The 21,434-nt window shown below is 69.8% G+C and carries 25 protein-coding genes; 13 read left to right on the plus strand and 12 right to left on the minus strand.

The window, feature by feature from the left end; translation table 11 throughout:
* Positions 1-3: 3 nt before the first annotated feature.
* Positions 4-456 (minus strand): GntR family transcriptional regulator, encoded by a 453-nt coding sequence (locus ACZ3YL_RS38540; RefSeq protein ID WP_465662212.1) that lies wholly within the window; start codon positions 454-456, stop codon positions 4-6.
* Between the two features lie 17 nt (positions 457-473).
* Between ACZ3YL_RS38540 and ACZ3YL_RS38545 the strand changes: the two genes are divergently transcribed.
* The 3 genes from ACZ3YL_RS38545 to ACZ3YL_RS38555 all read left to right on the plus strand — a co-directional run bounded on the left by ACZ3YL_RS38545 (position 474) and on the right by ACZ3YL_RS38555 (position 2,830).
* Positions 474-935, plus strand: a complete 462-nt coding sequence (locus ACZ3YL_RS38545) for an NUDIX hydrolase (RefSeq protein ID WP_188308926.1) — start codon at positions 474-476, stop codon at positions 933-935.
* A gap of 61 nt (positions 936-996) precedes the next feature.
* A complete protein-coding gene (locus tag ACZ3YL_RS38550; protein WP_465662214.1) occupies positions 997-1,533 on the plus strand; it encodes a GNAT family N-acetyltransferase in 537 nt (178 codons plus the stop codon).
* Between the two features lie 154 nt (positions 1,534-1,687).
* A complete protein-coding gene (locus ACZ3YL_RS38555; RefSeq protein WP_465662216.1) occupies positions 1,688-2,830 on the plus strand; it encodes an IS30 family transposase in 1,143 nt (380 codons plus the stop codon).
* Positions 2,831-2,894: 64 nt separating this feature from the next.
* Here ACZ3YL_RS38555 and ACZ3YL_RS38560 read toward each other — a convergent pair whose 3' ends face one another.
* Complete coding sequence (locus ACZ3YL_RS38560; protein ID WP_465662218.1) at positions 2,895-3,866, minus strand: COX15/CtaA family protein; 972 nt, start codon at positions 3,864-3,866, stop codon at positions 2,895-2,897.
* 209 nt (positions 3,867-4,075) lie between these two features.
* Between ACZ3YL_RS38560 and ACZ3YL_RS38565 the strand changes: the two genes are divergently transcribed.
* Positions 4,076-5,410, plus strand: a complete 1,335-nt coding sequence (locus ACZ3YL_RS38565) for a choice-of-anchor A family protein (RefSeq protein ID WP_465662220.1) — start codon at positions 4,076-4,078, stop codon at positions 5,408-5,410.
* Positions 5,411-5,728: 318 nt separating this feature from the next.
* A complete protein-coding gene (locus ACZ3YL_RS38570; protein ID WP_465662222.1) occupies positions 5,729-6,427 on the plus strand; it encodes an LAETG motif-containing sortase-dependent surface protein in 699 nt (232 codons plus the stop codon).
* A gap of 67 nt (positions 6,428-6,494) precedes the next feature.
* Here ACZ3YL_RS38570 and ACZ3YL_RS38575 read toward each other — a convergent pair whose 3' ends face one another.
* Together ACZ3YL_RS38575 and ACZ3YL_RS38580 are read right to left on the minus strand one after the other, a co-directional pair.
* Entirely contained in the window at positions 6,495-7,229 is a 735-nt protein-coding gene (locus ACZ3YL_RS38575) for an ABC transporter permease (RefSeq protein ID WP_188303635.1), read from the minus strand.
* Positions 7,230-7,294: 65 nt separating this feature from the next.
* Positions 7,295-8,239 (minus strand): ABC transporter ATP-binding protein, encoded by a 945-nt coding sequence (locus tag ACZ3YL_RS38580; protein ID WP_188303618.1) that lies wholly within the window; start codon positions 8,237-8,239, stop codon positions 7,295-7,297.
* A gap of 164 nt (positions 8,240-8,403) precedes the next feature.
* On the opposite strand from ACZ3YL_RS38580, the gene ACZ3YL_RS38585 reads away from it, so the two are divergent.
* The 8 genes from ACZ3YL_RS38585 to ACZ3YL_RS38620 all read left to right on the plus strand — a co-directional run bounded on the left by ACZ3YL_RS38585 (position 8,404) and on the right by ACZ3YL_RS38620 (position 15,215).
* Positions 8,404-9,264, plus strand: a complete 861-nt coding sequence (locus ACZ3YL_RS38585; protein WP_188303619.1) for a helix-turn-helix transcriptional regulator — start codon at positions 8,404-8,406, stop codon at positions 9,262-9,264.
* A gap of 9 nt (positions 9,265-9,273) precedes the next feature.
* Entirely contained in the window at positions 9,274-10,689 is a 1,416-nt protein-coding gene (gene sufB, locus ACZ3YL_RS38590; protein WP_188303620.1) for a Fe-S cluster assembly protein SufB, read from the plus strand.
* A gap of 62 nt (positions 10,690-10,751) precedes the next feature.
* The gene (gene sufD / locus ACZ3YL_RS38595; protein ID WP_188303621.1) at positions 10,752-11,981 is read left to right on the plus strand and encodes a Fe-S cluster assembly protein SufD; all 1,230 of its coding nucleotides are present in this window, start codon (positions 10,752-10,754) and stop codon (positions 11,979-11,981) included.
* Between the two features lie 5 nt (positions 11,982-11,986).
* Positions 11,987-12,304, plus strand: coding sequence for a bifunctional 3-phenylpropionate/cinnamic acid dioxygenase ferredoxin subunit (locus tag ACZ3YL_RS38600; protein ID WP_188303622.1), 318 nt, complete (start codon positions 11,987-11,989; stop codon positions 12,302-12,304).
* 6 nt (positions 12,305-12,310) lie between these two features.
* Positions 12,311-13,075 carry a Fe-S cluster assembly ATPase SufC gene (sufC, locus tag ACZ3YL_RS38605; protein ID WP_188303623.1) on the plus strand — a complete coding sequence of 255 codons (765 nt, stop codon included), beginning with the start codon at positions 12,311-12,313 and terminating at the stop codon, positions 13,073-13,075.
* Positions 13,072-14,331 carry a cysteine desulfurase gene (locus tag ACZ3YL_RS38610; RefSeq protein WP_188303624.1) on the plus strand — a complete coding sequence of 420 codons (1,260 nt, stop codon included), beginning with the start codon at positions 13,072-13,074 and terminating at the stop codon, positions 14,329-14,331. The genes sufC and ACZ3YL_RS38610 overlap by 4 nt, the downstream gene beginning before the upstream one ends.
* Positions 14,332-14,351: 20 nt before the next feature.
* The gene (sufU, locus tag ACZ3YL_RS38615; RefSeq protein ID WP_188303625.1) at positions 14,352-14,804 is read left to right on the plus strand and encodes a Fe-S cluster assembly sulfur transfer protein SufU; all 453 of its coding nucleotides are present in this window, start codon (positions 14,352-14,354) and stop codon (positions 14,802-14,804) included.
* Positions 14,805-14,825: 21 nt separating this feature from the next.
* Complete coding sequence (locus ACZ3YL_RS38620) at positions 14,826-15,215, plus strand: metal-sulfur cluster assembly factor (RefSeq protein ID WP_223241945.1); 390 nt, start codon at positions 14,826-14,828, stop codon at positions 15,213-15,215.
* A 252-nt stretch (positions 15,216-15,467) separates the two neighbouring features.
* Here the strand turns inward: ACZ3YL_RS38620 and ACZ3YL_RS38625 are convergent, their stop codons facing one another.
* The 8 genes from ACZ3YL_RS38625 to ACZ3YL_RS38660 all read right to left on the minus strand — a co-directional run bounded on the left by ACZ3YL_RS38625 (position 15,468) and on the right by ACZ3YL_RS38660 (position 21,227).
* Positions 15,468-15,896: a hypothetical protein gene (locus tag ACZ3YL_RS38625; RefSeq protein ID WP_465662227.1), complete on the minus strand. Its 429-nt coding sequence runs from the start codon at positions 15,894-15,896 to the stop codon at positions 15,468-15,470.
* Between the two features lie 132 nt (positions 15,897-16,028).
* A complete protein-coding gene (locus ACZ3YL_RS38630) occupies positions 16,029-16,328 on the minus strand; it encodes a calcium-binding protein (protein ID WP_465662229.1) in 300 nt (99 codons plus the stop codon).
* Positions 16,329-16,470: 142 nt separating this feature from the next.
* Positions 16,471-16,737 (minus strand): hypothetical protein, encoded by a 267-nt coding sequence (locus ACZ3YL_RS38635; protein WP_465662231.1) that lies wholly within the window; start codon positions 16,735-16,737, stop codon positions 16,471-16,473.
* A gap of 162 nt (positions 16,738-16,899) precedes the next feature.
* Positions 16,900-17,616 (minus strand): hypothetical protein, encoded by a 717-nt coding sequence (locus tag ACZ3YL_RS38640; protein WP_465662233.1) that lies wholly within the window; start codon positions 17,614-17,616, stop codon positions 16,900-16,902.
* 21 nt (positions 17,617-17,637) lie between these two features.
* Positions 17,638-18,324 carry a pentapeptide repeat-containing protein gene (locus ACZ3YL_RS38645; RefSeq protein ID WP_465662235.1) on the minus strand — a complete coding sequence of 229 codons (687 nt, stop codon included), beginning with the start codon at positions 18,322-18,324 and terminating at the stop codon, positions 17,638-17,640.
* A 74-nt stretch (positions 18,325-18,398) separates the two neighbouring features.
* Positions 18,399-18,584, minus strand: a complete 186-nt coding sequence (amcA, locus tag ACZ3YL_RS38650) for a multiple cyclophane-containing RiPP AmcA (RefSeq protein ID WP_465662236.1) — start codon at positions 18,582-18,584, stop codon at positions 18,399-18,401.
* Complete coding sequence (gene amcB / locus ACZ3YL_RS38655) at positions 18,581-19,726, minus strand: cyclophane-forming radical SAM peptide maturase AmcB (RefSeq protein ID WP_465662238.1); 1,146 nt, start codon at positions 19,724-19,726, stop codon at positions 18,581-18,583. The genes amcA and amcB overlap by 4 nt, the downstream gene beginning before the upstream one ends.
* 295 nt (positions 19,727-20,021) lie before the next feature.
* Positions 20,022-21,227, minus strand: coding sequence for a helix-turn-helix domain-containing protein (locus ACZ3YL_RS38660; protein WP_465662240.1), 1,206 nt, complete (start codon positions 21,225-21,227; stop codon positions 20,022-20,024).
* Between the last annotated feature and the right edge of the window lie 207 nt (positions 21,228-21,434).

The raw sequence follows: 21,434 nt of genomic DNA on the forward strand, positions 1-21,434 counted from the left end.
AGATCAACAGATTCGCCCTTCCCGGCTGGCTGACCTGCTGAGATGCAGCTTCGCTCCTGCGGGAGCCCACTGGGGAACCCGCGCAGCCTCCACTTCCACGAACAGCACGGTCACGGACGGGACGCCGCCGGAGGTCTCCGCCTCTGCGAGGTACGCGGCCTTGCCGGCTTTGCGGTGGGCGCGGCGGAATCGGTCCGCAGACTTCCGCTGTACCGGAGGGCGGGAGCGGACAAAAGAGCCTCGACCGTGGTGCGTCTCGATCAGCTGCGTCGTTCGGAGTTCGGCGATGGCCTTGCGAACCGTCCCGGAAGCGACTCCGTACCGTTGCATGAGCTCCGCTTCGCTGGGCACGGTCGCACCGGGAGCAAGAGCGCCCGACTTGACCTGTGCGGCGATGTCAGCCGCGATCTGTAGGTACTTCGCTGTGGCCGACGAGGCCACTTCACCACTCGCCATAGTCCTTCAGGGCTCCTATCCTCCTGCACATGAGTAACAGCGCCGGGAAATCCCAGTCAACGCCGCTCCACTCCGTGTCCGTCGCGGGGGTGGTGGTGCGCGAGGACGGTCGGGTGCTGGCGATTCGCCGTGCTGACAACGGGACTTGGGAACCTCCGGGTGGCGTGCTGGAGCTGGACGAGGCTATCGAGGACGGGGTGCGCCGCGAGGTCTACGAGGAGACCGGGATCAAGGTCGGCGTGGAAAGGCTGACCGGCGTGTATAAGAACGTGAGCCGAGGGATCGTTGCTCTCGTTCTCCGCTGCCGACCGGAGAGCGGGGGAGAGCGACTCTCGGACGAGTCGGTCGAAGTCAACTGGCTCACACCGGTTGAGGTCTCCGAGCGCATGGCCGAGGTCTACGCGGTACGTGTCTTGGACGCGCTTCGGGACGACGTGGCATCAAGCGTTCGGACCCACGACGGCCGACATCTGCTTTGACAACGTTGATACGCCTGCGGTCTCTCAGTGGTAGGGCGGTGCGACGGTGGCGGTTCGGCTCTTGGACGGCAGCCAGGCGGCTGAGCTGGAGGGCCAGTTGAAGGAGGTGTTCGCGGAGGCGTTCGCGGAGCCTCCTTACGGCGAGGGGCCGGCCGACGTGGAGCGGGCGTTTCGCCGGTTCCGCTCGCAGGTGCGTCGGCGGGGGTTCCGGGCGGCGATTGCCTTCGACGGAGACACCGTTGTGGGCATGGCGTACGGCTACCCGCTGTCGGAGAGCACCGGATGGTGGGACACGTTGATCGATCCGGTGTCCGAGGACCTCAGACGTGAGGACGGAGAGCGGACATTCGGTCTCTTCGAGCTGGCAGTTCGGCCCGAGTGGCGTCGCCAAGGCGTCGCCACTCGCATGCACCGCGACCTCATCGAAGGAATCGACAACGCCCGGGTGATGCTGAACAGCCGACCGGAGGCGATCGCGGCCCAGGCGTCCTACCGAGCGTGGGGCTATGCGCGCGTCGGGTCGGCCATCCCCTGGGAGGGCGCGGCTCGGCACGATGTGATGGTGCTGGATCTGGACCGTCCGATGGCACGGGCCTGAGATGACATGGCGAAGGGCCCCCATCCGTCTTGGGTTCTAGGAGTCGTTGCAACACCCCAGTTCAGGGGATGCATTGGACTTCGAGATCTGCAAGGACCGGACAGCTCAGGGGCCTGTGAGGTTGAGCCGGGAACGGGCGGCATACTCCCGGCTCATGCAGCAGGGCTACAGCAACACCGAGGCTTGCCGGGCCGTGGGCATCGATCCGCGGACGGGCCGCAAGTGGCGCAACGGCCGCAGTGCCGACGGTCGGCAGAAGGCGGCACCACCGATTCACGCGGTGGTGCCGCCTTCGGGCGCATCCAGGTACCTGCGCGAGGACGAGCGGATCCACATCGCCGACCGGCTGCGGGAGAAGGCCACGGTGCGGGCGATCGCCGCCGAGCTGGGCCGCAGTCCGTCCACCGTCAGCCGGGAGATCCGCCGCAACCGCACCGATGGCACTCGCGGCCAGTGGCACTACCGCCCGCACGCCGCCCAGGCCCGCGCCGACGCCCGCCGGCCCCGCCCCAAGCCCCGAAAGATCCCCTCGAATCCGCAGCTGGGGGAGGCGGTCCAGGTGATGCTGGACGAGCGGTGGAGCCCGGAGCAGATATGCCACGCTCTGCGGGCACAGTTCCCCGACCGGCCGGAGATGCACGTGGTCCACGAAACCGTCTACCAGGCGCTCTACGTCCAAGGGCGGGGCGAGTTGCGACGCGAGCTGGCCGGCGCCCTGCGCAGCGGCCGGGCTCGCCGTGTCCCGCACCGCCAGGCCAACTGCCGCAGGCCGCGCTTCATCGACCCGATGGTGATGATCAGCGAACGCCCCGCCGAGGCCGAGGACCGCGCGGTTCCCGGCCACTGGGAAGGCGATCTGATCATCGGCAAGGACGGAGCCTCCGCCATCGGCACCCTGGTCGAACGCGCCACCCGCTACGTGACACTCCTGCACCTGCCCCACGGCCGCACCGCCGAGCAGGTCCGCGACGCCCTCGTGGAAACCGTCCAGACCCTGCCCGTCGAGCTCAAGCGCTCCCTGGCCTGGGACCAGGGCGCCGAGATGGCCGCCCACCGCTCGTTCACCGTTGCCACCGGCGTCCCGGTCTACTTCTGCGACCCGGCCAGCCCCTGGCAGCGCGGCTCGAACGAGAACACCAACGGCCTGCTGCGGCAGTACTTCCCCAAGGGCACCGACCTCTCGGTCCACACCCCGGAGCACCTGGCCGCCGTCGCCGACCAGCTCAACCGCCGCCCACGCAAAACGCTCGGCTGGGAAACCCCAGCCGAGCGCCTGCATAAACTCATCGCGGCCTAGACAACCGACCACGTGTTGCGACGACCACTAGAAACCGCCCGGGATGGGGGCCCTTCGTCGTACCTCAGACTGCGGCAGCTTGCGGGGCCCGGGCGGGGAGCTGGTCGGTGATCTCCTCTGCCTCGCGTACGCGGAGGGCGAGCGGGATGCGGAGGGCGGCGATCCACGTCAGGCTGGCGCCGAGCATGTGGAGGCCGACCATCAGCTCGGGAGCATCCGTGAAGTACTGGATGAAGCCGAGGACGCCCTGGAGCAGCAGGACCGCGAGGAGTTCCTTGGTGCGGGACTTGGCTGCCTGGGGGGCCTTCACGGCCGCGAAGACGAAGATCAGGGCGATGGTGAGGCCGACCGAGATGAACGCGAAGTCGGCGTGGAACTGGGCCAACCTGTCGTAGTCGATCGGGATGCGCGGGACGATCTTGTTGTCCTGCGGGGTGCCCGGGTGGTGGCCGGCGCCGGTGACCAACGTGCCGGCGGCGACGAGCAGGCCGACGACGGTGACCAGGACGTAGGAGAGTTGGTGGATGGGCCGGGCCACCGACAACTTCGGTGCGCCGTCGCCTTCCTTGCTGCGCTCCCACATCAGCAGGGCGACCCAGACGAGCGCCATCGCGGCGATCATGTGCAGCGCCACGGTGTACGGGTTCAGGCCGGTCAGTACGGTGATGCCGCCGAGCACGGCGTTGCTCATCACCAGCCAGAACTGGGCCCAGCCGAGCTTGGTCATGCTGCGCCGCCAGGGGCGGTGGCAGCGGGCGGCGAGAATCGCCCAGCCGACGGCCGCGCTCAGCACATAGGTGAGCATCCGGTTGGTGAACTCGACGATGCCGTGGAAGCCCATTTCGGCCGTCGGGGTCAGGCTGTCGGCGGTGCAGCGGGGCCACGTCGTACAGCCGAGGCCGGAGGCGGTGAGCCGGACGGCGCCGCCGGTGACGACGATCACCACGCTCATCACCAGCGCGGCGAACGCGGCGCGCCGGACCATCGCGGCGGAGGGCTGCCAGCGCTCGGCGAGCAGGGAGAAGAGGTTAGGCACGCGGTCAATCGTAGGTGGCCTTACAGGCGATCTTGGCGCGGGGCGCGGGGTCGGGCGCTACCCGGACCGGCCGGGGACCAAACAGGACTGTTCGGGCAAGGCGGTCATTGGTCTTGACCATTCACCCGTTCGGCCGAAAGAGTGCGGATTGGTCCATACCTTTTTTCGGGCCTCTCCCACTCCTCCCGCACGCAGCGGAGATCCTGCACATGCGCATATCCACTTCCGCCGCCGCGCTCGCGGTCGGCGGCTCGCTCGCCCTGGCCGGCCTGATCGCCCCGGCCGCCCACGCCGTCGGCACCCTCGGCACTGTCGGCACCGACCGGGAGTGCCGCAGCCTCGGGGTCGCCAACCTCTACGGCGAGTTCATCGAGGGCGACGACACCCACACCCCCGACGCCGAGGGCGCGGTCGCGGTCGGCGGCAACGCCGACTTCACCGGCGGTTTCTCGGTCGGCCAGGAGCTGACCGCCGCCGAGGTCGACGCCCTGCCCGGCAAGAACGCGCTGGTCGTGGCCGGCAAGATCACCGGCCACAACACCCAGGTGATGAAGGGCAACGGCGTCTACGGCTCCAAGGCCGACGGCGCCGTCGTCCAGGCCCACGCCGGGACGATCGCCCAGGGAGCCTCGCCGATCGACTTCAAGGCCGAGTTCACCAAGCTGCGCGCCGCCGCCACCTCGCTGGCCGCCGTGCCGCAGACGGCCGGAGCCACCGTCCAGGCCAAGGGCGCTGAGCTGACCTTCACCGGCGGCGACGCCACGTACAACAGCTTCACCGTCGACGCCGCGAAGCTCCAGGGCGCCAAGGACGTCTTCGTCAAGGTGCCGGCCGGCTCGGTGACCGTCATCAACGTGACCGGCGGCTCGTACGACATGGCGGCGGCCGGGACCGCCGGCTTCCACCTGTGGGACGAGGGCACGTCGGCCTTCGTGCTGGACGACAAGCTGCAGAGCGCGGCGGGCGGCGCGATCCGGGCCAGGCTGCTCTGGAACTTCCCCACCGCGACCAAGGTGGTCAAGAACGGCAAGGCCGCCTGGGCCGGCACGGTGCTGGCGCCCAACGCGGCCTTCGACCTCGGTAGCGGCGGCCCGGTCAACGGTTCGGTGATCGCGGCCTCGCTGACCGGCAAGGGCGGCGCGGAGACCCACCACTACCCGTTCACCGGCTGCCTGCCCGGCACCGTGGTGCCCACCACCCCGGCCACGCCGCCCGTCGCTCCGCCCGTCACCCCGCCGGTGACGCCGAGCGGCTCGCCGACCACCCCGGTGACGCCGAGCGCCTCGACCGGGCCGTCCGGCTCCCCGAGCGTTCCGGCGACCGGCAAGCCGGGCGGGAGCGGCTCGCCCAGCCCGTCCGCCTCCGCCTCGGCGGCCGTGCCGGGTGCCTCGGCCAGCCCGTCCGCCCGGGCGAACGAGGGCGGCGACCTGGCGCACACCGGCTCCGGTCCGGTGCTGCCGCTGGCGATCGGCGGTGCCGTGGTGCTCGCGGCCGGTGGCGGGATCGTGGTGGCGGCCCGGCGCAAGGCGGCCGGGAAGGCCTGACCGGTCGGAATGCCCCGGATGTTCGTCGACTGATCGACAGTGCGCCCCTGGTGATTGAACCTGATCGCCGGGGGCGCCGTTGTGTTCCTAAGGTGACGAAGTCCATTCAACTTCGCCGGATCCGCGTTGTGCGAGGTGACGGCTGTGATGGGCTGGTCATGCACATCCGGAAACGGACCGACAGACGAAATCCGGTCGCGCGGCGGGGTGTGGTGGGGTGAGGAAGTGCCGGTAGAGTCCCCCGGACATGTCGTAGCGGGCCACCGCGAACCACTTCAACCCGCCTGCTGCGCAAGACCGTTCGGAGGGGAACAGGTAATGGCGCGACAGCAGCGGAACATTCGGATGGGCGCGGCGGCACTCGCGAGCACGGCGGCGGCCGGATTCCTCCTGCCCCTGGCGCTGGCCACCAACGCCTCGGCACACGTACCGACTTGGTCGGTGACCTGCGACAAGGTCGTCATCGACCTGATCAACTACAGCCCCAAGCCTGACGTGAAGAACACCGTCAGCCTCACCGTCGGCGACGAGAAGGTCCTGGACGCCAAGGGGTTCCCGGCGGAGTTCCACGGCACCTTCCCGGTGAAGGACCACGACGCCCCGGTCACGGCGCACCTGGTGGTCAAGACCACCGAGACCCCGGCCGAGAAGGGCTGGAGCATCGACGAGACCAAGACCATCGCGCCGTGCCACACCCCGACGCCGACGCCCACCCCGACCCCCACCAAGACGCCCACCCCCACCCCGACCCCCACCCCCACCAAGACCCCCACCCCGACGCCGACGCCGACCGGGACCCCGTCGGCGACGCCCACGCCGAGCACGACTCCGACGGTGACCCCCACCCCCAGCACGACCCCGGCCGCCCCGGCGCCCAGCACCAGCGCCCCGGCGCTCGCCCAGACCGGTAGCAGCGACGCCACCCCGATCATCGCGGCGGCCGGCGGCGGTGTGCTGCTGGTCGGTGGCGCGCTGGTGCTGCTGGCCCGCAAGCGCCGTGGCGGCAGCGCGAGCTGACACCTGAAAACCGCGACGCCCCCGGCCGGTTGAGGCCGGGGGCGTCGTGCGTCGAGTGCCGGGGGCGTTACTCCCAGCGGAAGAACCGGGCGGCCGCGGCCAGCCCGAGGACGGCCCAGCCGGCCAGGATGCCGAGGTCGGACCAGGGCACCCCGGCGCCGTGCTGGAGCACCGAGCGCAGGCCGTCCGAGAGCGCCGAGATCGGCAGCAGTTCCAGCACCGACCGCACGGCGTCGGGGAACTTGCTCAGCGGCACGATCACCCCGCCGGCCAGCAGCAGCAGGACGAACACCAGGTTGGCGGCGGCCAGGGTGGCCTCGGCCTTGAGGGTGCCGGCCATCAGCAGGCCCAGCCCGGAGAAGGCGGCGGTGCCGAGGACCAGCAGGGCGGCGACCGCCAGGGCCCCCTGCGGTGTGGCGAGTCCGTGCGGGGACCAGCCGAGCGCCAGGGCGACCACCGACAGCAGCGCGACCTGCAGCACCTCGGTGACCAGCACGCAGCCGGTCTTGGCGGTCAGCAGCGTCCAGCGCGGCATCGGGCTGGCGCCGAGCCGCTTGAGCACGCCGTAGCGGCGCTCGAAGCCGGTGGCGATGGCCTGCCCGGTGAAGGCGGTGGACATCACGGCCAGGGCGAGCAGGCCGGGCGCCAGGAAGTCGACCCGCTTGCCGGGGCCGTCCACGGCGACGATGTCGACGGCGGAGAACAGCACCAGCAGCACGGTGGGGATGACCACGGTGAGCAGCAGCTGCTCACCGTTGCGCAGCAGCATCCTGGTCTCGAAGGCGGTCTGGGCGAGCAGCATCCGCCCGACCGGGGCGGCGCCGGGCTTCGGGGAGAAGTCGGTGGGCGTCGCGTCCGTTGTGGTGGTCACGAGCGGAGCTCCCGTCCGGTCAGGTCGAGGAAGACGTCTTCGAGGCTGCGGCGCTGGACGGCCAGCCGTTCGGGCAGGATGCCGGAGCCCGCGCACCAGCCGGTGACGGCGGCCAGCAGCCGGCTGGGGTCGAGCGGCGCCTCGACCCGGTAGCTGCCGGGGGCGGTCTCGGTGGCGGTGGCGCCCGCGGGCAGTTCCTTGAGCAGCGGGCCGAGGTCGAGGCCGGGCGGGCCGTCGAAGCGCAGGGCGTCCTCGGCGCCGCCGCGGCACAGCTCCTCGGTGGTGCCGCCGGCGATGACCTTGCCGTGGTCGACGATGGCGACGTGGTCGGCGAGCTGTTCGGCCTCGTCCATGTGGTGGGTGGTGACCACCACGGTGACGCCGTCCCGGCGCAGGTCGCGGACCAGGTCCCAGGTGGCGCGGCGGGCCTGCGGGTCGAGGCCGGCGGTGGGCTCGTCCAGGAAGACCAGTTCGGGGCGGCCGACCACGGCCATCGCGAGGGCGAGCCGCTGCTGCTGGCCGCCGGAGAGCCGGCGGTAGGTGGTACGGCCGCAGGAGCCGAGGCCGAGGCGTTCGACCAGGGTGTCCACGTCCAGCGGGTGGGCGTGCAGTCTGGCGGTGTGCCGCAGCATCTCCACGGCGCGCGCGCCCGCGTACACGCCCCCGGACTGGAGCATGACGCCGATCCGGGGCCGCAGGGCGGCACTCTGGGTGACCGGGTCGAGGCCGAGGACGCGGACGGTGCCGGCGTCGGGGCGGCGGTAGCCCTCGCAGGTCTCGATGGTGGTGGTCTTGCCGGCGCCGTTGGGGCCGAGGACGGCGGTGATCGTGCCGCTCATGATGGTCAGGTCGAGGCCGTCCACCGCGGTCACGCGGTTGTTGAACCCAGTGCCGTAGTGCTTGACCAGCCCGGCGACCTGGACCGCGGGTTCGGAGTGCATACCGGCGAGTCTAAGAGGGCCGAACGGACCGGCCGGACACCGGCCTTGGTGATCGTTTTCGCTGATCAGGTAAGCCTTACCTGCGTGACAGATGCCACGGGTGAGGCCTGGATCACGGGTTGTCCTGTCGGAAGTAATTACGCAACACTGGTGTTGTGAAAAACATGCGCGAGCACACCACGCAGGCGGAGGCCGAGTCGGCCCCCGACTGCGACGTGCCCGTGACGGCGGCCGAGGTGCTGCTGGACGGCCACCGGGCCACCCGCGACCGGGTCGCCCGGTCGATCCTGGACCACGGCCCCTCCTCCGCCGCCGACCTGGCGAACCGGCTCGGCCTCACCGCCGCCGCCGTCCGCCGTCACCTGGACGGACTGGTCGCCACCGGCCTGGTCGAGTCCCGCGAACAGCGGGTCTACGGCAGCCGGGGCCGGGGCCGTCCGGCCAAGGTCTTCGCCCTCACCGACGCCGGCCGGGACGCCTTCTACCAGGCGTACGACCAGCTCGCCGCCGACGCACTGCGCTGGATCTCCGACGCGGTGGGCGGCGGCAAGGCGGGCGAGGAGGCGGTCGCCGCCTTCGCCCGTGCCCGGTTCGGCAAGCAGGGCGAGAAGTACCAGGAGAGCCTGCGGCAGGCCGACGCCCGGGAACGCCCGGAGGTCCTTGCCCAGGCGCTGAGCGCGGACGGGTACGCTGCCACGGTGCGGCGTGTCCCGTCGGCCGGGGCCAAGGCCCCGGCGGGCGCCCAGCTCTGCCAGCACCACTGCCCGGTCGCGCACATCGCCGAGCAGTTCCCGCAGCTCTGCGAGGCGGAGACCGAGGTCTTCTCCCAGCTCCTGGGCACCCATGTGCAACGGCTGGCCACCATCGCCCACGGCGACGGGGTCTGCACCACCTACGTGCCGGCACCCGGTGCCGCATCGTCGCCCGCCCAGCGCACCGCGGGCCACGGTTCCGATGCGGCGCCGACTGCCTGCATGTCCACTGAAGATTCAGCGTCCACCGAAGATTCTGCGTCCGCGCGTTAGGAAGCTCGCATGACTGACACCGTTTCGCACCCGGAGCTCGAAGGCCTGGGCACTTACGAGTACGGCTGGGCCGACCCGGACGCCGCGGGCGCCACGGCCAAGCGCGGGCTCAGCGAGGAGGTCGTGCGCGACATCTCCGCGAAGAAGAGCGAGTCCGAGTGGATGCTCAACCTGCGTCTCAAGGGCCTGAAGCTGTTCGGCAAGAAGCCCATGCCGACCTGGGGCTCCGACCTCACCGGCATCGACTTCGACAACATCAAGTACTTCGTCCGCTCCACCGAGAAGCAGGCCGAGTCCTGGGAGGACCTGCCCGCGGACATCAAGGCCACCTACGACAAGCTGGGCATCCCGGAGGCGGAGAAGCAGCGCCTGGTCGCCGGTGTCGCCGCCCAGTACGAGTCCGAGGTCGTCTACCACCAGATCCGTGAGGACCTGGAGGAGCAGGGCGTCATCTTCCTGGACACCGACACCGCGCTGCGCGAGCACCCGGAGCTGTTCAAGGAGTACTTCGGCACCGTCATCCCGGCCGGCGACAACAAGTTCGCCGCGCTGAACACCGCGGTGTGGTCCGGCGGCTCGTTCATCTACGTGCCGAAGGGCGTGCACGTCGACATCCCGCTGCAGGCCTACTTCCGGATCAACACCGAGAACATGGGCCAGTTCGAGCGGACGCTGATCATCGTCGACGAGGACGCCTACGTCCACTACGTCGAGGGCTGCACCGCGCCGATCTACTCCTCCGACTCGCTGCACTCGGCGGTCGTCGAGATCATCGTCAAGAAGGGCGGCCGCTGCCGCTACACGACCATCCAGAACTGGTCGAACAACGTCTACAACCTGGTCACCAAGCGCGCCGTGGCGTACGAGGGCGCGACCATGGAGTGGGTCGACGGCAACATCGGCTCCAAGGTCACCATGAAGTACCCGGCCGTCTACCTGATGGGCGAGCACGCCAAGGGCGAGACCCTGTCGATCGCCTTCGCGGGCGAGGGCCAGCACCAGGACGCCGGCGCCAAGATGGTGCACATGGCGCCGAACACCTCGTCCAACATCGTCTCCAAGTCGGTGGCGCGCGGCGGCGGCCGCACCTCCTACCGCGGTCTGATCGAGATCGGTGAGGGCTCCAAGGGCGCCAAGTCCAACGTGCTGTGCGACGCGCTGCTGGTCGACACCATCTCCCGCTCGGACACCTACCCGTACGTGGACGTCCGCGAGGACGACGTGTCCATGGGCCACGAGGCGACGGTCTCCAAGGTCAGCGAAGACCAGCTGTTCTACCTGATGAGCCGCGGTCTGACCGAGTTCGAGGCCATGGCGATGATCGTCCGCGGCTTCGTCGAGCCGATCGCGCGCGAGCTGCCGATGGAGTACGCGCTGGAGCTCAACCGGCTGATCGAGCTGCAGATGGAGGGCGCGGTCGGCTGACGATCGGCCGTACCGCCGCCATCCATCCGGAATTCCTGAGGAAGAGAGCACAACGAACAGCCATGGCTGAGCAGAACACCACCGGCTCCACCACCGCCGGTTCGATCGAGGTCGGCACCGCCGGCGCCGGCGCGCAGCTCGCCGGCCCCGGCACCGGCCGCAGCACGGTCCAGCAGCCGATCGACGCGCGCGTCGCGGTCAAGCCGTCCTTCGACGTGAACGACTTCCCGGTGCCCACCGGCCGCGAGGAGGACTGGCGGTTCACCCCGCTGCACCGCCTCGGCGGGCTGCACGACGGCACGGCCGCCGATGCCGCGCGCGGTGAGGACAAGGTCGAGTTCACGCTGCCGGACGGCGTCACCGCCGAGACCGTCGGCCGGGACGACGCCCGCCTGGGCAAGGCCGGCACGCCGGTCGACCGGGTCGCCGCGCAGGCCTTCAGCGCCTTCGACCAGGCGCTCGTGGTGACCGTCCCCAAGGACGCGGTGCTGACCGAGCCGGTCAAGATCGACGTGCGCGCCGAGGGCGGGGTCCGCTTCGCCCACGTGGTGATCGACGTCAAGCCGTTCGCCGAGGCCGTGGTGGTGCTCAACCACGCGGGCACCGGCACCCGGGCCGCCAACGTCGAGCTGCTGGTCGGCGACGGCGCCAAGCTGACCTTCGTCTCCGTCCAGGACTGGGAGCGGGACGCCGTCCACGCCGCCCAGCACAACGCGCTGGTCGGCCGGGACGCCTCGTACAAGTCCGTGGTCGTCACCTTCGGCGGCGACCTGGTCCGCCTGCACCCGCGGGTCAACTACGCGGGCCCCGGCGGCGAGGCCGAGCTGTTCGGCCTGTACTTCGCGGACGCCGGCCAGCACCTGGAGCACCGCCTGGTCGTCGACCACGACACGCCGCACTGCCGGTCCAACGTGGCGTACAAGGGTGCGCTGCAGGGCCAGGACTCGCACGCGGTCTGGGTCGGCGACGTGCTGATCCGCGCCGCCGCACTCGGCACCGACACCTACGAGCTCAACCGGAACCTGGTGCTCACCGACGGCGCCCGGGTCGACTCGATCCCGAACCTGGAGATCGAGACCGGCGAGATCGTCGGCGCCGGCCACGCCTCGGCGACCGGCCGTTTCGACGACGAGCAGCTGTTCTACCTGATGGCCCGCGGCATCCCCGCCGACGAGGCCCGCCGCCTGGTGGTCCGCGGCTTCTTCGCCGAGCTGCTCCAGCAGATCGGCGTGGCCGAGGTCCAGGAGCACCTCATGGAGAAGATCGACGCCGAGCTGGAAGCGGCGGTCTGATCGCGATGAGCTTCCTCCGTGCCTGCGCGCTGAGCGACCTCCAGGAGGACGTTCCCAAGCGCGTGGACCTCAACGGCGTGCCGGTCTCGATCGTCCGCACCGACGAGGGGGTGTTCGCGATCAACGACACCTGCTCGCACGCGAACGTCTCGCTCTCCGAGGGCGAGGTCGAGGACTGCATGATCGAGTGCTGGCTGCACGGTTCCAGCTTCGACCTGCGCACCGGCAAGCCCTCCGGCCTGCCCGCCACCAAGCCGGTCGCTGTCTACCCCGTAAAGATCGAAGGGGACGATGTGCTCGTCTCCGTCAACCAGGAGTCCTGAGTACACATGGCAACCCTTGAAATCCGCGACCTGCACGTCTCCGTCGAGGCCGAGAACGGCCCGCGCGAGATCCTGAAGGGCGTCGACCTGACCGTGAAGCAGGGCGAGACCCACGCCATCATGGGTCCGAACGGCTCCGGCAAGTCCACCCTGGCCTACTCGCTGGCCGGCCACCCCAAGTACACCGTCACCGGCGGCACCGTGCTGCTGGACGGCGAGGACGTCCTGGAGATGTCCGTCGACGAGCGTGCCAAGGCCGGCGTCTTCCTGGCCATGCAGTACCCGGTCGAGGTTCCCGGCGTCTCGGTCTCCAACTTCCTGCGCACCGCCGCCACCGCCGTCCGCGGTGAGGCCCCCAAGCTGCGGCTGTGGGTCAAGGAGGTCAAGGAGGCGATGGCCGCCCTGCAGATGGACCCGGCGTTCGCCGAGCGCAACGTCAACGAGGGCTTCTCCGGCGGTGAGAAGAAGCGCCACGAGATCCTCCAGCTGGAGCTCCTCAAGCCGAAGATCGCGATCCTCGACGAGACCGACTCCGGCCTGGACGTCGACGCGCTGCGGATCGTCTCCGAGGGCATCAACCGGGTCCGCTCCACCGGCGAGGTCGGCACCCTGCTGGTGACCCACTACACCCGCATCCTGCGGTACATCAAGCCCGACTACGTCCACGTCTTCGCGGGCGGCCGCATCGTCGAGTCCGGCGGCGCCGAGCTGGCCGACAAGCTGGAGAACGAGGGCTACGAGGCGTATGTGAAGGGGGGCGCGTCCGAGTGACCCATCCGTTTACGGGACTGCTCGACACCGACGCCATCCGCAAGGACTTCCCGGTCCTGCAGCGGCTGCTCCACGAGGACAAGCCGCTGGTCTACCTGGACAACGCGGCCACCTCGCAGAAGCCGCGCCAGGTGCTCGACGCGCTGACCGGCTACTACGAGCGGCACAACGCCAACGTCCACCGCGGCGTGCACGTGCTCGCCGAGGAGGCCACGGCGCTGTACGAGGGCGCCCGCGACAAGGTCGCGGCCTTCGTCAACGCGCCGAGCCGCAACGAGGTGATCTTCACCAAGAACGCCTCCGAGTCGCTCAACCTCGTTGCCAACATGCTCGGTTGGGCCGACGAGCCGTACCGGGTCGACGCCGACTCCGAGATCGTGATCACGGAGATGGAGCACCACTCCAACATCGTCCCGTGGCAGCTGCTCTCGCAGCGCACCGGTGCGAAGCTCAAGTGGTTCGGTCTGACCGACGAGGGCCGGCTCGACCTGTCGAACATCGACGAGCTGATCACCGAGAAGACCAAGGTGGTCTCCTTCACCCTGGTCTCCAACCTGCTCGGCACCGTCAACCCGGTCGAGACGATCGTCCGCAAGGCCCAGTCGGTCGGCGCGCTGGTCGTCATCGACGCCTCGCAGGCCGCCCCGCACATGGTGCTGGACGTGCAGGCGCTGGAGGCCGACTTCGTCGCCTTCACCGGCCACAAGATGCTGGCCCCGACCGGCATCGGCGTGCTCTGGGGCCGCCAGGAGCTGCTGGAGGACCTCCCGCCGTTCCTCGGCGGCGGCGAGATGATCGAGACCGTCACCATGGGCTCGTCCACCTACGCCCCGGCGCCGCACAAGTTCGAGGCCGGTACCCCGCCGATCGCCCAGGCGGTCGGGCTCGGCGCGGCCATCGACTACCTGTCGGCGATCGGCATGGAGAAGATCGCGGCGCACGAGCACGCGATCACCGAGTACGCGGTGGAGCGCCTGCTGGAGGTCCCGGACCTGCGGATCATCGGCCCGCGCACGGCCGTCGACCGCGGTGCCGCGATCTCCTTCACCCTCGGTGACATCCACCCGCACGACGTGGGCCAGGTGCTGGACGAGCAGGGCATCGCCGTGCGCGTCGGACACCACTGCGCGCGGCCGGTCTGCCTGCGGTACGGAATTCCGGCGACCACGCGAGCGTCGTTCTACCTGTACTCGACGCCGGGCGAGGTCGACGCGCTGATCGACGGTCTGCACCACGTCCGGAACTTCTTCGGCTGACGGGACAGGGCAGGACGATCATGAAGCTCGACTCGATGTACCAGGACATCATCCTGGACCACTACCGCAACCCGCACGGCAAGGGGCTGCGGGACGGCGACGCCGAGGTGCACCACGTCAACCCGACGTGCGGCGACGAGATCACCCTGCGGGTGAAGCTCGACGGCGCGACGGTCACCGACGTCTCGTACGAGTCCCAGGGCTGTTCGATCAGCCAGGCCAGCGCCTCGGTGCTGAACGACCTGGTGGTCGGCAAGACCGTCGGCGAGGCACAGGCCGTCCAGGAGGCCTTCCTGGAGCTGATGCAGAGCAAGGGCCAGGGCGAGGGCGACGAGGAGGTGCTGGAGGACGCGGTCGCGTTCGCCGGTGTCTCCAAGTACCCGGCCCGGGTCAAGTGCGCCCTGCTCAGCTGGATGGCCTGGAAGGACGCCACCGCCCAGGCGCTCGCCCAGCACCCCGCCGTGAACGACTGATCCCGCAGAGGAGGAATGACCATGACTGACGAAACCCCCTCCGCTGCGGACACCGCCGCGGGGGAGCAGCCGACCGGCCTCATCGTCGGCACCACCGCCGGCACCGTCTCCGTCGAGGACCTGACCGAGGCCCTGATGGACGTCGTCGACCCCGAACTGGGCATCGACGTCGTCAACCTGGGCCTGATCTACGGCATCCACATCGACGAGTCCGACGTGGCCACCATCGACATGACGCTCACCTCGGCGGCCTGCCCGCTGACCGACGTCATCGAGGACCAGGCCAAGACCGCCACCGACGGCCTGGTCCAGGACCTGCGGATCAACTGGGTCTGGATGCCGCCGTGGGGCCCGGACAAGATCACCGACGACGGCCGCGAGCAGCTGCGGGCGCTGGGCTTCAACGTCTGATCGCTGGCTGTGCTTTCCGTCGCTGCCCGGGACTCCTGTTCGGAGTCCCGGGCAGGGGCGTTTCCGCAGCTCAGGCGGGTGAACGCCGGCGCGTCATCTGTTTCGCTGAGCGGGTTCACCGCCGTTCCCCACCATCCACCCCCCACCCGCCTTTCGGCCGGTGCCCGCCCCGCCCTCGCCGCGTGCCGCCCGGCCGACCGGGCGGAGCGCGGGGCTGGTGGAGCAGGGCGGGGTAGCGGGGGAGAGCGTGTCCTATGCGGCGAGGTGTGCGGGCCGACTGCCGGTCATGGCGGAGCGCATGGCGGTTCGGACTCGGGCGGCACCTGCGGTTGCCACGTCCGCTCCCTTGCCGGTCGTGAGGGTTCGGGTGGTCAGGCCGGCGCACGGGCGGCAGATGCCCGGTCGGGGCACGGGGTCGTGGCACTTGGCGCACTCGGCGTACCGGGCCGGTGGCCGTGCATTGGGCCGGGCCGGCGGCATCTTGTGTTCCAGGCGGTAGCGGAGCACGGCGATCGCCGAGTGCATCGGGACGGGCAGGCCCGGCAGCAGGGCGTTGGTGAGGTCGGCGGAGGTGCAGCCGCGTGCCAGCCACTGCGCGACCAGGGGCGCCAGTTCGGCGGCTTCGGCCTCGCCGAGGCGTAGTCGGGGCTCGGGCCGGATCACCCGGAACAGGGTGGCCACCGCTGCGCGGGCCTCCTCGGTCTCGGAATCCGGAGGCGGCGGGAGGGTAGGTTCTTGCTGCCGGTTCTTTACTACAGGGCCGTCAGCGCGACCGGTGGCCGCTCCACCGGACGCCGGAGGGGTGGCACTCGGTCACGCGAGCTGCGGGGTGTCGTAGACGTGGGCCTCGGTGATGATCGTGCCGTCCGACAGGCGGATCTTCTCGACCCGGTAGTACCCGGCCTCGGTCAACTCCTTGAGCGCCTTGCGGATCGCGCCTCGACCCTGGGGACTGGTGTCGGCCATGTGCCGCCCGTCCTCGCGCCAGCCGTCGGGGCGGGAGAGGAGGTCTGCGAGCAGACCGCGTGCCGTGTAGCTCAACCGCCGGTACTGGAGTAGGGCGTTGGGTAGCACGGTGAAGTGACGTACGTGTTCGGTACGATGGACGCGCATCGGGAGGTTCCGCTCCTGTTGCCGGACCCCGGAGCGTTGGCGCGCTGCCGGGGTCGCCTGTTTTTGGTTAGATTACGAAACGTACCACGGCACTTGACGCAGTGTGAGGCATTTGTGGCCCGCTCGTGCCAGCAGGCCACAGTCAGGCGGCTTCGGTCCGATCCATTGCTGCGGCAGTCGGCTGTGCGAGCCAGACCAGCCGTGCGGTGATCCCCGGTCGACCGGCGAAATGGCGCAGGGCCCGATCGGGAGACGTGAGGGTCATTCGCGCCTGCCCGTCGATGCTGATCACGTGCGCTCGCCCGCTGTAGTCGGCGACTCCCCAGGCGACGATCCAACCGTCGACGTCCGGGTGGCCCTCGCCGTACACCTGGACGACAGCGAACAGGCGCGGTGCGGTGTCGAGCACGAGCCCGCACAGCTCCTGGTCGAAGGTCGGTCCGGTCGGCAGCCGGGGTGTGATCGGACGGGAGCTCTGCGGGGGCGCAGCAGCCATGGAACTCTCCTACATGAATAGGGATCGGATGCCTGCTGCCATCACGGGCAGCGGAGCAGCTCGTGCGGACTAGCGTCAGATCAGCGAGGCCAGGACGCCGCGTGGCCAACGGCCCAGCCAGAACGCGGCGGTTGACGGTTGGGACTGGTCCTCGGTCGAGCCGTCGTGGGGCAGCAGTTCGGTGGGGGCGAGGTAGCCCTCGCCGGGGTCGATCCGCAGCCGGAAGACACGCAGGGGCAACCCGAGGGCGGCGTAGGCCCGAAGGTCGTCGGTGTGCGGATAGCGGCCCTCGGGGTCGGTGTGGAGATCGCGGCTGACGGCGCGGATGTCGAGGCTGCCGAGCAGGAGGTAGCGGGTTCCGGGACCGAGGTTGAAGCACAGACGTCGGCGACCGGTGTGCTTGGCCTGGTAGCGGAGCCGGTCCCAATTGTCGATGTGCAGGCCGATGCGGCGGCCGTCCTGGTAGTTGGGAGTGGTGGTGAGGGCCTTGGCCGGGCTCCTGGCTTGGCCGAGGTGGACGGCGTCGGGGTCGCCGAGTTGGTCGGCGAGGGTGGCGAGGGTGGCCGGCGGTGGGCCGTCGGGCAGCTTCACCAGCTCCACGAGTGTGCTGTCGGCGCTCCGTTGGGTCGGGCGGAGCTCTGCCGCCAGCACGGTGGTGACGGACCGCCAGGGGCCTGCCGGGAGAACGGCCCCGTCCTCGTAGTCGGGCTCGCCGCGAGCGGTGCGGACGCCGGTGCTGTCACACCTGGCGACAAGGGCGGCGGGATCGGTGTGGGCGATGGCGAGAGTCACGCGGATTCCTCCCCGCCTGGGTTACCGGTCGTCGAGGTTGTCGGCGAAGGTCACGTCCAGCTCGGCGACCAGGGCTTCGGCGAGTTCGGCCTGCTGAGTGCGGTCGATGAGGACCTTGCCGAGGTTGGCGACGCCGCGCAGTGTGGTGAGGTCGTTGCGCCTCAGGTCGAGACCCTGGTACTTGCCCCGACCGAACTCGGTCAGCCGCAGGTTGCAGGCGTCGAGGACCGCGCCGCCGAGGTCACAACCCGTGAACGACGCCTCAGTGAGCGCGCACTTGGAGAAGGCGACCGCGCCGGTGGCGCGGATCTGCTCGAAGGTCGCGTAGTCGAGCTTGCAATTGTCGAAGAGGACGTTGTCCAGGGTCACGTCGATGAGCCCGGCGCCCATGATCTTGCAATTACGGAAGACGACCCGGGAGAGCTTGCTGTCGGTGATGCGAGCAGTGGCGAGGTCGCAGGTGTCGAACTCGACGGAGTCGAGGCGGACTTGGTCGAGCTGCATGCGGTCGACCCGCAGGTTGGAGACGCGACCGGTGACGAGGCGGGTCTCGGCGAGATCCAGGTCCCGCAGGTCGGCGTCACCGTACTGGAAGTCCTGGACGACGCCCCGGGCGGAGTCGAGGGTGGTGACGTTGGACAGGTACAGGCCGGGCTCGTTCAGGTGGGGCAGGGTCACGGTGACACGGCCGAAGGTGATGCTGTCCATGAGGTGCTCCGCTCTTTCAAGGGTCAGGCCGGGCCCGCACCGGTGGTGCGGGCCCGGGGTGGTTCGGGGTGGCGCTACTTCCCCTTGTTCTTGTTCGACCAGTTGTCCCAGGTGGGCCGGTTGTCGAACTTCGGCCCGTTGTTGTCCCAGGTGGGCCGGTTGTCGAACGGCCCGGCGGTGGGGTCGGTCACGGTGACGACGCCGGTGAGGTCAGCGACGACGGCGGTGTTGCTGGTGGCCAGCAGTTCGAGCAGGGTCATGCGGTTTTCTCCTCTCGGACGGTATCGGACAGGGCGGTGACCAGGGCCTGTCGGGACACGCGGCAGTAGTTCGTCTCCGTGGTGTCCAGGCGGCCGTTCTCGAAGTAGCGATTGCCGGCCTGGGCCCCTCGGCAGAAGTCGAAGACGTCGCAGGTGGCCTCGCACGCGTCCAGGCCGGTCAGGAACTCGCGCACGTAGCGCAGGCGGTGGGCGCGGTCCAGCATCGAGCCGATGTTGCGCTCAAGGACGTTCCCCGCCCGGAAGTCCTCGTAGGCCGGGTCGGTCGTCCCGGCGAGTTCGGGCGATAACAGAACGACATCGCCGTTGGAGGCGATGGTCGGGATCGGGTCGATCAACACCCGGTCCCAGGCAGCCCGGTGTCCGTCGCGGACATCCCGCAGGTAGCCGCCGAGCCGGTCGATCTCGCGGATTGTCAGGTCGCGGTTGCAGCGTGACCAGGCGATGGTGCGGCGCCAGAATTCGCGGGCCTGCTCGGCGGTGGGGACCGCCCGGTCGGTGTTGACGCCTTCCCTTTCCTCCATGTTCAGACCCACCGTGTGGCAGCCGAGGTCGGCCACGAAGTCGAGCAGGCCCTCGGGGTCGCCGATGCTCTCCGCGGTGACGACCGCGATCGCCGAGAACCGTACGCCGTACTCGCGCAGGCACCCGATGCCCTTCATGATCCGGTCGAAGGCCGGACGTCCGGCCCGGTCCACGCGCCGACGGTTGAGGGCGGAAGGGCCGTCGATGCTCACCCCGACGCGGAACCCGTACGTGGTGAGGAAGTCGCACCAGGCCTGTGTGGCCAGTACGGCGTTGGTCTGCACCGAGTGTGCGACCAACCCGGCCTGCCGCAACGGCTCGAACGGGGCCAGCAACTCCGAGAGCCGCGTGCGGCGGACGGCCAGCGGCTCACCGGCGTGCCAGACCACCTCGACCGGCTCCGGTGACGCGGTATCGGCGAACTCGGCGACGGAGCGGGCCACCGCCTCGGCGATCGCGACCGACATCGGTGCCCGCCGCTTGCGGTCGGGCAGGTAGCAGTAGGTGCAGTCCAGGTTGCAGAAAGAGTCAGCCTGGACAACGACGGTCCTTGGACGACGGGCGATGCGGCGCCGATACTGGGCCGGGGAGTGCATCATGCCGCTCCTCCAAGGGTGGGCCCTCGGCCGGATTCGGCGGTCGGTCCGGCATGGATCAGCACCTGCAGTGGGAGATGGTGTTCGAGAACCGTCGTCACCGAATCCCCCGGGCGCGGCCGGGGGAGGGGTTGGTCGGTGAGATTCACGGCGCGACCTGAGCGCATGGGCGTCGGGCGCTGATGATGAGGCCTCAGCATGTGCTCACTGTTGCGAAGTTCTCACCATCCGTGAACAGACGGGATGTGTCACTTCCCGAAGTCGTACCGGCGCCGAGTGATACGCCGTGTATCACCCCTCAATTGATGATCACGGATGTTCCGAGGATCGATGAGAGCTTGCGCAACTTGGCCGTAGTGGCGCTGCCTGCGCTTGCCTTTTGGGCGATCACCCCGGGCAAGCCCTGGTGCCGAGCCCAACCGGGCGCGGCCGAGCAGACTTCGAGCAAGGTGTCGAGGGCGGTGTCGGACTGCCGGGTCTCGGCTTGTGCGAGCGCCACGTCCAACAGCATCCGGTTGCGCGCGGACGATGTGAGCGAGGTCATGTCGCCGATCGACTGAAACAGGCCGAGCGCCTTGCCTGGCCGACCGGTCGAGACGGAGATTCCGATTGCCTGTGCGGTGACTGTTGCCGGTCCGAACGCCGTGCCGTTCACCCTGACGTCCCGGCCCATCCGGGCCGCTACCGCAAGCCCCTGTGACAGCAGATCGTCGGCGCCGTCCACATTCCCCTGGCGGGCCGCAATGACGGCCGCGAAGGTCACGTGCCATCCGTAGGTGGCGAGCATTCCGAGATCTCGCTCCCCGTACCTGGGCTCGATGGACTCGTACGACGTGCGGGCAGTCTCCTCCGCCTGGTCGAGCCGGGCATCCCGCAGATAGATCCAGGACCGACCGGATGCAACCATCGCCGAGCGGACGGCGTCGCCGGCACGGTCGGCCTGATGCTGCGCGTGACCGATTCCGGCGTACGCGAGGTCACGAGCGCCGAACTGGTTCGCCACGTAGGCAGCGAGCCGGTAGGCGTCCGCGAGGATGCCTGCCGCCGCGCTCTGCTGGTCGACCGGAGCGGCCTTCAGCGAGGCGGCGGCTTCGCGTAGCGCTGGAGCGACGCGCACTCCTGCACCCACGTAGTCGCCGGAGCGATAGGTCTCCCAAGCGGCGGCGAGTCCGGCCGCGAGTTCGGCCGGAGGCGGGGGTTGCACATCGAGGCCGACCTCGGCGGCGGTGTCGTGGACGGTGCGGGACAGCTCGCGCATCATCGCCCGGTCGGCGCCGTGCATCGCGCGGCGGGGGGCCTGTTGGCCGAGGATCACCGAGACGTCGGTGTGGAGTGCGGCCGAGATTCGTAGCAGCGTCTGGAGGCTGCCGCCGAGATTGCGTTCCGCTTTGCGGATCGTCGCCACGGACAGGCCTGATGCTTGGGCAAGCTGTTCCTGCGTCATGTCCGGTCCGCGCAGCAGCTTGATGCGCTCGCCTGTGGTGTAGTCGGTCCACTGCGTCATCCTGGTCCCCTTTTCGGGAGCACGGCCGTACTCGGAAGGTACCCGCTCCCATGGGCGGCGGGTGGGCTTCGGTTCCGATGCAGGACGTTCGGCTGACCACTGCTCACGGGCACATCCTGCTGAGCGACCGTGCGACGGCCAGAGAGGGGCTCGCCCTGCTGGACCGGGTAGAGACGTTGGCAGCGAAGTACGGTATGACCCGCCAGC

This window comes from Kitasatospora sp. NPDC023176, from assembly GCF_055560495.1.

What these genes read in the sequence shown, in the direction of transcription:
- ACZ3YL_RS38540 (WP_465662212.1), bottom strand. Translation starts at nt 456, where the DNA reads ATGGCGAGTGGTGAAGTGGCCTCGTCGGCCACAGCGAAGTACCTACAG.
- ACZ3YL_RS38555 (WP_465662216.1), top strand. Translation starts at nt 1,688, where the DNA reads ATGCAGCAGGGCTACAGCAACACCGAGGCTTGCCGGGCCGTGGGCATC.
- ACZ3YL_RS38565 (WP_465662220.1), top strand. Translation starts at nt 4,076, where the DNA reads ATGCGCATATCCACTTCCGCCGCCGCGCTCGCGGTCGGCGGCTCGCTC.
- ACZ3YL_RS38570 (WP_465662222.1), top strand. Translation starts at nt 5,729, where the DNA reads ATGGCGCGACAGCAGCGGAACATTCGGATGGGCGCGGCGGCACTCGCG.
- ACZ3YL_RS38575 (WP_188303635.1), bottom strand. Translation starts at nt 7,229, where the DNA reads ATGCTGCTCGCCCAGACCGCCTTCGAGACCAGGATGCTGCTGCGCAAC.
- ACZ3YL_RS38580 (WP_188303618.1), bottom strand. Translation starts at nt 8,239, where the DNA reads ATGCACTCCGAACCCGCGGTCCAGGTCGCCGGGCTGGTCAAGCACTAC.
- ACZ3YL_RS38585 (WP_188303619.1), top strand. Translation starts at nt 8,404, where the DNA reads ATGCGCGAGCACACCACGCAGGCGGAGGCCGAGTCGGCCCCCGACTGC.
- sufB (WP_188303620.1), top strand. Translation starts at nt 9,274, where the DNA reads ATGACTGACACCGTTTCGCACCCGGAGCTCGAAGGCCTGGGCACTTAC.
- sufD (WP_188303621.1), top strand. Translation starts at nt 10,752, where the DNA reads ATGGCTGAGCAGAACACCACCGGCTCCACCACCGCCGGTTCGATCGAG.
- ACZ3YL_RS38600 (WP_188303622.1), top strand. Translation starts at nt 11,987, where the DNA reads ATGAGCTTCCTCCGTGCCTGCGCGCTGAGCGACCTCCAGGAGGACGTT.
- sufC (WP_188303623.1), top strand. Translation starts at nt 12,311, where the DNA reads ATGGCAACCCTTGAAATCCGCGACCTGCACGTCTCCGTCGAGGCCGAG.
- sufU (WP_188303625.1), top strand. Translation starts at nt 14,352, where the DNA reads ATGAAGCTCGACTCGATGTACCAGGACATCATCCTGGACCACTACCGC.
- ACZ3YL_RS38620 (WP_223241945.1), top strand. Translation starts at nt 14,826, where the DNA reads ATGACTGACGAAACCCCCTCCGCTGCGGACACCGCCGCGGGGGAGCAG.
- ACZ3YL_RS38630 (WP_465662229.1), bottom strand. Translation starts at nt 16,328, where the DNA reads ATGCGCGTCCATCGTACCGAACACGTACGTCACTTCACCGTGCTACCC.
- ACZ3YL_RS38645 (WP_465662235.1), bottom strand. Translation starts at nt 18,324, where the DNA reads ATGGACAGCATCACCTTCGGCCGTGTCACCGTGACCCTGCCCCACCTG.
- amcA (WP_465662236.1), bottom strand. Translation starts at nt 18,584, where the DNA reads ATGACCCTGCTCGAACTGCTGGCCACCAGCAACACCGCCGTCGTCGCT.
- amcB (WP_465662238.1), bottom strand. Translation starts at nt 19,726, where the DNA reads ATGATGCACTCCCCGGCCCAGTATCGGCGCCGCATCGCCCGTCGTCCA.
- ACZ3YL_RS38660 (WP_465662240.1), bottom strand. Translation starts at nt 21,227, where the DNA reads ATGACGCAGTGGACCGACTACACCACAGGCGAGCGCATCAAGCTGCTG.